This is a genomic window from Streptomyces sp. NBC_00989, from assembly GCF_045162655.1.
In the GTDB taxonomy this organism is placed as follows: Bacteria; Actinomycetota; Actinomycetes; order Streptomycetales; family Streptomycetaceae; genus Streptomyces.
The window spans coordinates 10,843,891-10,855,777 of the sequence record NZ_CP108728.1; the positions used below are offsets into that span (position 1 = coordinate 10,843,891).

Annotated in this window: 12 protein-coding genes; 6 read left to right on the top strand and 6 right to left on the bottom strand. The window is 70.7% G+C overall.

The window, feature by feature from the left end; genetic code table 11:
* Positions 1-54: 54 nt before the first annotated feature.
* Positions 55-357, bottom strand: a complete 303-nt coding sequence (locus OG714_RS48835) for a DUF5133 domain-containing protein (protein ID WP_406130940.1) — start codon at positions 355-357, stop codon at positions 55-57.
* 298 nt (positions 358-655) lie between these two features.
* On the opposite strand from OG714_RS48835, the gene OG714_RS48840 reads away from it, so the two are divergent.
* Positions 656-1,159 carry a pep a2 gene (locus OG714_RS48840; protein ID WP_406130941.1) on the top strand — a complete coding sequence of 168 codons (504 nt, stop codon included), beginning with the start codon at positions 656-658 and terminating at the stop codon, positions 1,157-1,159.
* Positions 1,156-3,321: a glycogen debranching protein GlgX gene (gene glgX / locus OG714_RS48845; protein WP_406130942.1), complete on the top strand. Its 2,166-nt coding sequence runs from the start codon at positions 1,156-1,158 to the stop codon at positions 3,319-3,321. Before OG714_RS48840 ends, glgX begins: the two co-directional genes overlap by 4 nt.
* On the opposite strand, the gene OG714_RS48850 is transcribed toward glgX, so the two are convergent.
* Positions 3,299-4,102 carry a VOC family protein gene (locus tag OG714_RS48850; RefSeq protein ID WP_406130943.1) on the bottom strand — a complete coding sequence of 268 codons (804 nt, stop codon included), beginning with the start codon at positions 4,100-4,102 and terminating at the stop codon, positions 3,299-3,301. The genes glgX and OG714_RS48850 overlap by 23 nt on opposite strands.
* Before the next feature lie 143 nt (positions 4,103-4,245).
* Here OG714_RS48850 and OG714_RS48855 point away from each other — a divergent pair, with 143 nt between their 5' ends.
* From OG714_RS48855 to OG714_RS48870, 4 genes are all read left to right on the top strand, one after another.
* Complete coding sequence (locus OG714_RS48855; RefSeq protein WP_406130944.1) at positions 4,246-4,701, top strand: MarR family winged helix-turn-helix transcriptional regulator; 456 nt, start codon at positions 4,246-4,248, stop codon at positions 4,699-4,701.
* Positions 4,698-5,588 carry an ABC transporter ATP-binding protein gene (locus tag OG714_RS48860; protein WP_406130945.1) on the top strand — a complete coding sequence of 297 codons (891 nt, stop codon included), beginning with the start codon at positions 4,698-4,700 and terminating at the stop codon, positions 5,586-5,588. The genes OG714_RS48855 and OG714_RS48860 overlap by 4 nt, the downstream gene beginning before the upstream one ends.
* The gene (locus OG714_RS48865; protein ID WP_406130946.1) at positions 5,548-6,408 is read left to right on the top strand and encodes an ABC transporter permease; all 861 of its coding nucleotides are present in this window, start codon (positions 5,548-5,550) and stop codon (positions 6,406-6,408) included. Before OG714_RS48860 ends, OG714_RS48865 begins: the two co-directional genes overlap by 41 nt.
* A gap of 189 nt (positions 6,409-6,597) precedes the next feature.
* Entirely contained in the window at positions 6,598-7,113 is a 516-nt protein-coding gene (locus OG714_RS48870; RefSeq protein ID WP_406130947.1) for a hypothetical protein, read from the top strand.
* A 45-nt stretch (positions 7,114-7,158) separates the two neighbouring features.
* Here OG714_RS48870 and hemC read toward each other — a convergent pair whose 3' ends face one another.
* From hemC to OG714_RS48890, 4 genes are all read right to left on the bottom strand, one after another.
* Complete coding sequence (hemC, locus tag OG714_RS48875; RefSeq protein ID WP_406130948.1) at positions 7,159-8,094, bottom strand: hydroxymethylbilane synthase; 936 nt, start codon at positions 8,092-8,094, stop codon at positions 7,159-7,161.
* Between the two features lie 61 nt (positions 8,095-8,155).
* Positions 8,156-9,175 (bottom strand): questin oxidase family protein, encoded by a 1,020-nt coding sequence (locus OG714_RS48880; RefSeq protein WP_406130949.1) that lies wholly within the window; start codon positions 9,173-9,175, stop codon positions 8,156-8,158.
* 242 nt (positions 9,176-9,417) lie between these two features.
* On the bottom strand, positions 9,418-10,980 hold the full coding sequence (locus tag OG714_RS48885; protein ID WP_406130950.1) for an MGH1-like glycoside hydrolase domain-containing protein: 1,563 nt from the start codon (positions 10,978-10,980) through the stop codon (positions 9,418-9,420).
* Positions 10,981-11,057: 77 nt separating this feature from the next.
* Positions 11,058-11,834, bottom strand: a complete 777-nt coding sequence (locus tag OG714_RS48890) for an NPP1 family protein (RefSeq protein WP_406130951.1) — start codon at positions 11,832-11,834, stop codon at positions 11,058-11,060.
* Between the last annotated feature and the right edge of the window lie 53 nt (positions 11,835-11,887).

Below are 11,887 nucleotides of genomic sequence, written 5' to 3' on the forward strand. Positions count from 1 at the left end.
GGTCGAGGCCGGGCTGTTCGCCCGGCCGGGGTCCAAGCTGCGCCGGAAGGGGGACTACCTTCCCGCCGGGGAACGCCGGTCGACCGCGACGGGCGGCCCGCGGTGCACGACGGCCGCCGTACGAGGGCGGGCGTTCTGCTCCTGCTGGTACGTGCTCCGGCTGCCGCGCAGAAAGCGTTCGGCGGCTTCCGCGGCCTCGCGCGCGCAGCGTTTCCCCATCAGCACGCACAGGGTGTAGCCCGAGTCCTCGAAGGTGGCCCGTACCGTCCGGTCGCCCGGCGATGCGAGCATCACGCGTTCCCACGCCCGATAGCGCCGCAGTTGGCGGGCGACTTCGGCCTTGGCGGGTAGCAGCATGGCGCTGTTCACCTTTCGCCTCGGCGGACCGCGGTTCCCGACCGTCGGGTGGCGGCCGTGCACGGAGGGTCATGGCTCCGTCACGGCAGTCGAGGCTTTCACTCATGGTGCACAGGTGATGACCAAGCGTCTTGTTGGTTCTTCAACTACCTCACCCGTCGCTCGTGTTGCACGAATGGCCTAGCGCTCGCACTCTGGAGCTGACTCAGAAGCGATCATTGCTCACGCTTCGTGTTCGGGGCCCCGGCCCCGCAGGGCGAGGGGAAGCGCGAGCTTCGCCGGTAGGGAGCCAACGAAGATGAAGACCGCAGTGCCCTGCTACTACCACCTCGATGTGGACGTCACGCCGGAACGGGTCGGGCAGGTCAGGCGCATCCTGGCCGCCCATCTCCGCCTGTGGGACCTGGAGATCCTCGTGAATCCCGTCTGCCGCGGCGCCGAGCTGCTGCTGCGGGCCATCGACGAGCGCGCCACGGACAAGCACACGTCGATAGAGCTGTGGTGGAACGGCCAGCACCTGATCACCGCCATCGGCGACAACGACCGCGATCTGCGCCCGGACCAGGACCTGCGCGCCTGCCTCGCCCGGATCGCCGCGATGAGCGACGGCTGGGGCTGCTGCGCCACCGACACCGGAAGCAAGGTCATCTGGTTCTCGCAGCGTGCCCGCAGCGGCGAACGCGTGCCCCGGGTCCCGAGGACGCCCGCGCCGCGTCTGCGGGAGATGCTCCAGCTTCCCCGCGAGGTACCGGCCGCCCTGCCGGCCCGCCCGACGCACGGCGTCCTGGAGGACGCCAAGTGACCGCGCGCCCGTCCCGGAAAGGGGTGCCCGTCTGGAACGGGCACCCCTTTCCCTTGGGGGCCGCATACGACGGGACGGGCACCAACTTCGCCTTGTTCAGCGAGGTCGCCGAACGCGTCGACCTCGTCCTCGTCGGCGACGACGGCCGACATCACGACATCCCGCTCACCGAGGCCGACGGCTTCGTCTGGCACTGCTATCTGCCGGGCATCGGACCGGGTCAGCGCTACGGCTATCGGGTGCACGGTCCGTGGGCTCCGGCCGCCGGTCACCGCTGCAACCCGGCGAAACTGCTCCTCGACCCGTACGCCAGGGCGGTGGACGGACAGATCGACAACGACCCCTCGCTGTACGAGCGTTCGGCAGGACCGGCACCGGGTGACAGCGCCGGGCACGGCATGCTCGGCGTGGTCACCGACCCGGCCTTCGACTGGGGCGACGACCGGCCGCCCCGGCGCTCGTACGCCGACACGGTGATCTACGAGGCCCATGTGAAGGGCCTGACCCGCACCCACCCGGAGGTGCCCGAGGAACTCCGCGGGACGTACGCGGGGCTCGCGCACCCGGCCGTCGTCGAGCACCTCGTCCAACTCGGGGTGACCGCCGTCGAGTTGATGCCGGTGCACCAGTTCGTGCAGGACGGGGTGCTCCAGGACCGGGGCCTGTCCAACTACTGGGGCTACAACACCATCGGCTTCTTCGCGCCGCACAACGCCTACGCCGCGCATCGCGAACGCGGGCGCCAGGTCACCGAGTTCAAGTCCATGGTGAAGGCGCTGCACGCCGCCGGGCTCGAAGTCATCCTCGACGTGGTCTACAACCACACCGCCGAGGGCAACGAGAAGGGCCCCACCCTGTCCTTCCGGGGCATCGACAACGCCTCCTACTACCGTCTGGTGGACGGCGATTGGGGCCACTACTACGACACGACGGGCACCGGGAACAGCCTGCTGATGCGGCACCCGTACGTCCTTCAGCTGATCATGGACTCGCTGCGCTACTGGGTCACCGAGATGCACGTCGACGGCTTCCGCTTCGACCTCGCGGCCACGCTGGCCCGGCAGTTCCACGAGGTGGACCGGCTGTCGGCGTTCTTCGACCTGATCCAGCAGGACCCCGTGATCAGCCGCGTCAAGCTCATCGCCGAGCCGTGGGACGTGGGCGAGGGCGGCTACCAGGTGGGCAACTTCCCGCCGCTGTGGTCGGAGTGGAACGGCAAGTACCGGGACGCCGTACGGGACTTCTGGCGGGGCGGCGAGCACACGCTCGGCGAGTTCGCGTCCCGGCTCACCGGCTCCTCCGACCTGTACCAGCACAGCCGGCGCCGACCGCGCGCCAGCGTCAACTTCGTCACCGCGCACGACGGGTTCACCCTGCGCGACCTGGTCTCGTACAACGACAAGCACAACGAGGCCAACGGGGAGGGGAACCGGGACGGTGAGAGCACCAACCGGTCCTGGAACTGCGGGGCCGAGGGGGAGACGGACGACCCCGCCGTTCTTGAACTGCGCGGGCGTCAGCAGCGCAACTTCCTTGCCACACTGCTCCTTTCGCAGGGCATCCCGATGCTCGGCCACGGCGACGAACTGGGCCGCACCCAGGGCGGCAACAACAACGCCTACTGCCAGGACAACGAAGTCTCCTGGATCGACTGGGAGTTGACGGGTGAGCAGCGTGAACTCGCCGACTTCACGCGGTACGTCATCGGGCTGCGCGCCGCACATCCGGTGCTGCGTCGGCGCCGGTTCTTCCGGGGCGAGACCGCCGTGCACGCCGGACAGCCGCTGCCCGACCTGGTGTGGTTCCTGCCCGACGCGCGCGAGATGGCCGACCTCGACTGGCAGCGCTCCGACGCGCACTGCGTGGGCGTGTTCCTCAACGGAGACGCCATCGCCGAGCGCGACCCGCACGGCGGACCCGTCGTCGACGACTCGTTCCTGCTCCTGCTGAACAGCTACTGGGAGCCCGTCGATTTCCGTCTGCCCGACGTCACCTACGGCGAGCGCTGGACGACCCTGATCGACACCGCCGAACCGCAGGGCGCCCCGGACGAGACGGAACACAAGGCCGCCACCGAGATGGCCGTAGAGGCGCGCAGTCTGGTGCTGTTGTCGCGGCCCGCGCGGGAGGGCGGTGGGGTCAGGGGGCGTCGCGCGAAGTGACCGTGAAACGGGCGCCGTCGGGGTCGCGCAGGACGGCCTCGGTGCGGTTCTCCCGCAGGACACTCCCGCCGTACGCCTCCGTGACCCGGGCGCACGACCTGATGTCCGAGACCGCGAAGTGGACCTGCCAGTGCGGCCGGACGGTCGGGTCGGGGGCCGCCTCCAGGGCGCCCGACTCGATGCGGGCCACGACGTTCCCGCCGCTGCGCAGCACGACCTCGCCGCCCTCGTACTGCACGTCGCAGCTCGCCGGGTCCGCCGACGCCCAGTCGAGGACCTCGCCGTAGAAGATCGCCGCGTCGAAGGCGTCGCGGGTGCGCAGCCGGACGAAGGCCGGGGCCGAGCGGCGCCAGGTCTCCCAGCCGCGGATGAGGTCGCCCTCCCAGATGCCGAAGGTCGCGCCGTCCCGGTCGCCGAGCAGGGCCGCGCGGCCGGGCGGGAAGGACAGCGGCCCCACGGCGACCGTGCCGCCGCGCTCCCGGACCCGGGCCGCGGTCACATCCGCGTCGGGCACGGCGAAGTACGGCGTCCAGGCCACCGCGACCTGCCACATGGAGGCGACCGCGGCCAGACCGGCCACCGGAGTGTCGTTCGCCGTGGCGATCCGGAAGCGGTCGCCGAGGCTGGCCGGGCGCCACTTCCAGCCGAACACGGCCTCGTAGAAGGTCTCGGTCGTCTCCACGTCGCGGCTCGTGAGACTCACCCAGCAGGGGGCGCCGAACACCGAACGGGTCGAGACGGTGTCCGGCTCACCGGGGGACGGTTTCCTGTCGTGGTTCATGGCAGTCGCGTTCCGATCTCGTTGACCGGCGGCCACCGGTCTCCCCCCAGTGTCCAACCGGAAGTGGACCCGGTGCCTCCCGAGCACGGGTCTTGACCATCCTTTTGGGTTAGTTACCTCTGCTAAAGAGGTAATCTCCGAGTGTGGAGACGGAGAACTTCCCGGAAGAGCTGGCCGACGCGCTCGTCGGTGTCCAGCGGCTGATCCGCAGGCGACTGCGGAGCGAGATGGCCGTACCGCGGCTGCGCGGCGCCGAGGTCGAGCTGCTGCGCCTGGTCGAGGTCCGGCCGGGCATCGGCATCTCGGACGCGGCCAAGGAGCTGTTCCTCGCGAGCAACTCGGTGTCGACGCTCGTCAACCAGCTCGTCCGGGACGGCTTCATGATCCGCGAGACGGACCCCGCCGACCGGCGCGCCGCCCGCCTCCAGCTCACCGAGGCGGCCAGGACCCGGCTCAGCGACTGGCACGCGCGGCGCGCTGCCCTCGTACGCGGGCAGGTGGACCGTCTCGACCAGGCGGACCGGGACGCGCTGCGCGCCGCGCTCCCGGCCCTGCGCCAACTGGCCGTCAACCTGCACGAGGAGGCCGAGGAGTCATGACGCCGTCCATCGACGCTGCCACCGCCATCGACACCGACACTGCCGCCGGGCGGTCCGCGGCCGTCAGCTGCACCCGGCTCGCCTATTCCTTCGGCGAGACGACCGCGGTCGACGGGCTCGACCTGTCCGTGGGGGAGGGCGAGGTCTTCGGACTGCTCGGCCCCAACGGCGCCGGGAAGACCACGGCGATCCGCTGCATCACCACCCTCCTGCCGGTCCCGGCGGGCATGGTCCACGTCTTCGGCCACGACACGGCCAAAGAACAGATGTCGGTGCGCCGCATGCTCGGCTACGTCCCGCAGCAGCTGTCCGCCGACAGCGGGCTCACCGGCCGTGAGAACGTCGCTCTTTTCGCCCGCGTCTTCGACGTGCCGCGCAAGGAGCGCGCCGCCCGTGTCGCCCAGGCGCTGCGGGCGGTCGACCTCACCGACGCCGCCGACCGGCTCGCCAACACCTACTCCGGCGGCATGGTCCGCCGCCTCGAACTCGCGCAGGCCTTGGTCAGCGCGCCCCGCCTGCTCATCCTGGACGAGCCCACGATCGGCCTCGACCCGATCGCCCGTACCAGCGTGTGGGAGCACATCAACGCCGTGCGCGAGGCGACCGGCATGACCGTCCTGGTCACCACCCACTACATGGACGAGGCCGACCAGTACTGCGACCGCGTCGGCCTGATGCACCGCGGCCGCATCCGCGCCCTGGGCACCCCGGAGCAGCTCCGCGAAGGCCTCGGGGAACGCCGGCGCGCCGAGGGCGCCCCCGCCACCGATCCGCTGCCCACCCTTGAGGACGTCTTCCGGGACATAGCCGGCAGCGGTCTCGAAGACCAGTCAGGAGGTTTCCGCGATGTCCGAAGCACCCGCCGCACCGCGAACCGCGTCGGCTGACCCAGCCCCCGAGTACGACCTGAACCTCCTCCTGACCCCGCCCGAACCCCGGGCCGGCTGGCGCCTGTTGCCCGCCCGCGTCATCGCGATGTGCGCCGTCGAACTCCAGAAACTCCGCCACGACCGCACCGAGTTGTACACCCGCGCCGTCCAACCCGCCCTGTGGCTGCTGATCTTCGGCCAGACCTTCACCCGCATCAAGGCGATCCCCACCGGCGGCATCCCCTACATCGACTACCTCGCCCCGGGCATCATCGCCCAGTCCGCGATGTTCATCGCCATCTTCTACGGCATCCAGATCATCTGGGAACGCGACGCGGGCATCCTCAACAAGCTCCTCGTCACCCCCACCCCGCGCTCGGCACTGATCACCGGCAAGGCCTTCGCGGCCGGCGTGAAGTCCCTGATCCAGGCCGTCGTCGTGGTCGTCATCGCCGCGATCCTCGGAGTCGCGCTGACCTGGAACCCGCTGAAGCTGATCGGCGTCGGCGCGATCGTGATCCTCGGCTCGGCCTTCTTCTCCTGTCTGTCGATGACCATCGCCGGCATCGTGCTCAGCAGGGATCGCCTGATGGGCTTCGGGCAGGCGATCACCATGCCGCTGTTCTTCGGCTCCAACGCCCTCTACCCGGTGGCGATCATGCCCGGCTGGCTCCAGGCGGTGAGCAAGGTGAACCCGCTGAGCTACGAAGTGGACGCGTTGCGCGGGCTGCTGCTCGGCACCCCGTCCCATCTGGGCACCGACTTCGCGGTGTTGCTGGTGGCCGCCGCCCTGGGTATCGCCGCCGCTTCCTCCCTGCTCGGACGGCTCGCCCGCTGATCTTGGACGGGACGTGATGTGCGGCACGCTGCCGCCCAGGATTCGACGGCCGGAAAGCGGATTCTTCCTGCGCACGGCTTGATCAGTGATCAAGCGGGCGAAAACGCTGGCCACAGCGCATTCTGCTCATTTGACAGTGCGCTGAGCACACAGATAGGAAGCAGCTCTCTGAGGTCGAGAGGGTGCACCGTGTACGAGCCGAACGTGGTCGGGGACTGGCAGGAGTACGACGAACATGCCGGTCTGCGTGTCCGCGTCCACAGCCTGGCCGCCGCCGAGCCGCCACGCGGACGTGACGACGCGGCCGAAGGGCTGACCTACTTCACGCTCCGTGTCACCGTCGAGAACCGCGGCGCGCGGCACTACGGCATCCACCTGGAGGACGGCCAGATCGACGTCAGGCTCGGTCCGGACGGCGAGAGCGCCTTCATCGACTGGCGCAGCTCGCAGTTCATCGAGGGCTTCGACGTCCATCCGCTGCGCCGCGCCACCGCCGTCGTCTACGCGGCCGGCGCGGAGGCCTCCCTGAAGCAGGTGGACGTACAGGTCCAGCTGCGGGTGGAGGAGGAGTGGACCGAGCGGCGCCTGTGGGCGGGCGGCATCGGTCTGTGCGAGGCCGCCGTCGCCACCGGCGTGGGGCGGGACGGCCTGGCCCACCAGGTGAGCAACTTCCTCCGGGACCAGGCGGAACCCGGCACCCCCTGAGCCTCCGGGACCAGGTGTGGCCCGGCGCCGCCCGAGACTCCCGGGTCAGTGCGGGATGCCGTCGATGATCTCCCGGGCACCTTGCCGCAGCAGCGCCACGGCCACCGACGTGCCCAGCGTCGCCGGGTCCAGGCGGCCCGCCCACTCGTGGGCGTTGAGGCGGGTCTTGCCGTCCGGGGTGAACACACAGGCGCGCAGCGACAGTTCACCGCTCCGGTCCACCTGTGCGTAGCCGGAGATCGGGCTGTTGCAGTGCCCCTGGAGAACGTGCAGGAACATGCGCTCCGCGGTCGCCTCCCGGTGCGTCTCCGGGTGACCGAGCCCGCTGACCGTGTCGATGACGTCGGTGTCGCCCTCGCGGCACTGGAGGGCGAGGATGCCCGCGCCGATCGGCGGCATCATCACCTCGGGGGACAGCACCTCGCTGACCACGTCGAGCCGGTCGATGCGCTCCAGGCCGGACATCGCGACCAACAGCGCGTCGGCCTCACCGGCCGCGAGCTTCTCCAGCCGCCGGTTGACGTTGCCGCGGAACGGCACGCATTCCAACTCCGGGTGCGTGGCGGCGAGTTGCGCGACCCGCCGGACCGACGAGGTGCCGATGCGGGTCCCGGCCGGCAGCTCGTCGAGGGTCAGCCCGCCCGGGTGGACCAGGGCGTCACGGATGTCGTCCCGCTTCAGGAACGCGGCGAACGTCGTACCGGCCGGCAGCGGACGGTCGGCGGGCACGTCCTTCACACAGTGCACCGCGAGATCCGCCACACCGGCGAGGAGCGCGGCGTCCACCTCCTTGGTGAACGCCCCCTTGCCCTCGACCAGGGCCAGATCGCCCATCCACTTGTCACCGGTCGTCTTGACCGGCACGACCTCGGTGCGCACCTGCGGATGAAGGACGGCCAACTCGGCGCGCACACGCTCCACTTGGGCCAGCGCCATGGGCGAGTCGCGGGAGACGATACGGATCAGTTCGGGCACGGACATGCGGACACGATAGACCGTCCGGCATGTCGGTGTTGACCGATGGGTACACCTGGCAACAGGTTCAGGCCCGGCCTCGCACAAGGGGCTCACTGATCTCCACGGCCCGCAGTGCCGCGGCGAGAGCCCGTTCGTCCCCGACATCCAGGGCCGTGTCCGTCAACTTGATCACGTGCTCGTCCCCATGCTCCAGGGCCCGCTCCATCACCTCTTCGGCCGTAAGCCGCACGTGCGGAACGAAGGCGACCGCCTCCTCCGGCGCGTACATCGCGGTGACCGCCGCAGACGCCGTCCACGCCGCGCGCAGGCTCGGCGCCCACAGCTCACGAGGGAGCGCGTCCAGGGCACGCAGCACGGCGTTGGGCGCCGTCGCCGCGTGCACCAGCATGGTCGGTTCGCCGTGACCGTGGGTCGCGTAACGATGCGTGGCCGCGCGCACCAACTCGGTGAGCCGCTCCCGCGCCACGTCCGGATCGCTCACCTCGCCCGCCCAGACGGGCAGTTGACGCACGGTGCCCAGCCGCGCCCGGAACCCGGCCACCCCTCCCGCGATCGGCGGCACGGCGTCGAGGGCACCGGCGGCGGTGGGACCGGCGGGCAACTCCGCGATGCCCGAGACGGGTTGGTGCCGCGCCGCCCAATAGCCGAGCCCGTGCGCGAGTTCGGTACGGCGGGGCTCGTTCTCGTCGAGGCCGAGGGCCCGTACGGCATGCCCGACGCGGATGACCGGGTGGGTGGCGCCCGCGGCGATCCCGGGCAGCAGCCGCGGCCACCACACGGCGAGCACGTCCTGCCAGGGCCGCTCGGCGAGAGTCCGGGAGAAGTAGCCGATCCAGTCGGCGGCCCGGCGTGAATCGCCCAGCGCGGCGGGCCAGTTGGCGTCCGTGACGGGAGCCACCGGATCGGGGAAGTCCTCCAGCTTGTCCCGGTAGAGATCGAGCCAGTGGTGGACGGCCCCCGCCTGTCCGTGCGCGGCGAGCGCCTCGGCGACCATCGGGGCGTGGTTGCTGAGCCAGCCCGCGCGCTCGGGCCCGGTGGAGTGCAGTCGTTCGAATGCTTCTTCCAGCGTTCCGCTCGTGTCCATGCCCAGCACGCTAGGCGCGGAGCCGCGTCCGCAGAACGGACCGGAGGAGGAAGAAGCGCCCACCTCCGGTCCTAGGCCTGAGGACCCAAGCGGTTCGGGCAGCGCCCCGAAGGGGCGCGGGGCTTTGTCGATCTGTGGCTCGGCCGCGTGGGCGCGATCAGCCACGACGGCGCGGCAGCCGAACGACGACCCATCGAGGTCCGGCGGCGGAGCCGCATTTCCCCGCCCGACCAGCGGAGCGCTCAGTCGGCCAGCACGATCGAGATCACCCGATGTCCCTGCCCGTCGGCGGCCACGACCGGTGAGCCGGACGCCCCGTCGACCGTGCACGACTGCACCCGGGTTCCGCCCCCGCTCAGCGTGACGTCGAGCGTCATGCCCCGGTACCGCAGTCCGCGCAGGCTCACCGTGCCCCAGTCCGAGGGCAGGCACGGGCTCAGCCGCAGGGAGCCGTCCGTGAACGTCAGGCCGAACAGGCCGTCGTGGATCAGGCGGAGGAACGCCGTCGCCGACCAGGTCTGGTCGGGCTGCGACACGAAGTGGTCGGCGTGCCCGCTCGCGCCGCCCTGCCAGCCGCCGTCGACCGCGCCGGTCACGGAGTCGTACAGCTCGTAGAAGCCGCCGCTCGTGGTGACCAGGTCGGCGAGGGTGCCGGTGGCGAGGGCGAACGGCTCCGGGCGGCCCGCGTCGGCGGCGGCCTGGCCGAACAGCCCGTGGACCATCGGCCAGACCATCACGTTGTGCCGTCCCGGATGCCCGTCGTCGAAGCGCGGGAAGTGCGGCCAGACGTTGACGACGCCGTACGGCTGCCAGTGCGTGGAGTCGAGGATCTGGACGGCGCGTCGGGAGTCGGCGACGCCGAGGAGGATCGCGAGGGCCAGGCCGGCGCCCTCCTGCGAGGTGTCGACGTGTCCTGCACGGGTGCCCTCGCCGTGCACGAGATAGGCGTAGGTGCCGGCGTCCGCGCGCCACAGATGCTGGTCGATCGCCGTGCGCAGGTGCTCCGCGTCCGAGCGGAACGAGGCGGCCTGTACGGGGTGGCCGAGGGCCTCGGACATGGCGGCGAGGGCGAGTTGGGCGCCGTAGTAGAGGCAGTTGGTCGACAGGCACATCAGCCTGTCGGCGTGCGGGTGGTCGAGGACGAAGGAGGAGTGGACGGACGTCGAGGCGGGCGGGCTGGGGTAGCCGGAGATGCCGTCGTTCATGAAGCCCGGGCCCTCGAAGAGACCGAAGGCGGGGTTGAAGTGCTGGGCGCGACGGGCCGCGAGGGTGTGCGCGGACGTCTCGTGGGCCCGGGTGAGGAAGTCGCGGTCGCCGGTGACCAGGTAGTGGTGGTGCGCGGCCAGGACCCACACGATCTGGTCCCACCACTGGTTGTCCTGCTGGACGACGAACCCGTCCCGCGTGCGGTCGACCACGGACCACAGGGTGTTGCGGCCGACGTCCGGCGCCAGCAGGCTGACCCCGCTCCACGCGTTGACGGCCGCGTCCCGGGTCCAGCGCTGCGGCGCGGGATAGCCGCCGCCGGCCCGGACGACGGTGCCGGGCGGGTAGCTGAGCAGGCCGGCCTTGTCGTACACCGAGCGGTCGGCGCCGATGGTGTTGGCGCCGGACACGGATCTGAGCGCGGACGCGTGGACGGTGCCGAGGCGGCGTTGGACGGCCTGGTCGTCGAAGGCGAGGGTGGGCATGGTGTATCCGTTCCCGGGAGCCGGGCCCTGCGCACCCGCCGGGACGGCCGTCGCTCCGGCGATGCCCAGCGCGATCAGGAGAGCCCGCCGCGAGATCCCGCGTTCAGCTGCCACGTTCCGTCCTCTCGGGCTCCCGGGGTCGAGGTGACTCCGGGAACCCTGAGAACGATGGTGCCCCCTGGACGGTTCGGTCAGGCGGCCGGGTCGAACGTGATTCCGGACGGCTTGGCCGACGTGAGGTGGGCCACGAAGTTCGCGTCCTTGAGACCGAAGTTGGCGCTGCCGAAGTCGTAGGCGCTCAACTTGTCGCGCAGGCCCGCCGGGTAGCCGTTCCAGCCGACGAGCGGCGGGTACTGCCAGGTGTGCTTGGCGTTCTCCGGCGGCTCGTCGTTCGCGTTCCCCAGCCGGAAGTCGTGCGTGCCGATGCCGTCCTTGTGGTAGACGATCTTGGCGTGCGTGCCGTCGAAGCGGACGTCGGACGCCGCGTGCACGGTGAACGAACCGTGGTTGGACGTCGACACGTACTGGATCGTGCCGTTCTGCACCCACACCACGACGTGCTCCCAGTCGTTGCGGTGCCCGCCGATGCTGGAGTTGGCGACGGCCTGGTCCTTCTCGAAGTACAGGCCGTACATGTAGGCGCACCAGCCGTTGTTGCACTTGTAGCGCGAGTAGCTGTTGGTGTTGTCGAGGTCCGAGGCGTCGTGGCACTCGCCGCTGAGCGAACCCGTCGGGTTCAGGCCGCCGTTGATCGTCCCGTCGGGGCCGATCGCGGGCGTCGGGTAGCAGCCGTCCGTGTCGTAGTCGAAGGCGGGCAGATACGTCTGCTCGGCGGCTTCGGCGTTCGCGGGCAGTGCCGTGGGCGGCGCGGCGAAGGCGACGCTGGGGAAGGCGATGACCAGGGCGGCGGCACCGCCGAGGCCGGCGAGCCACCTTCCACGGCGGATTCGGGACTTCTGGGACGACACTGCGTCCTCCTCTTGGGTGCAGCCCAACGGCTCTGGGGGGAAAGGGCTTTCAT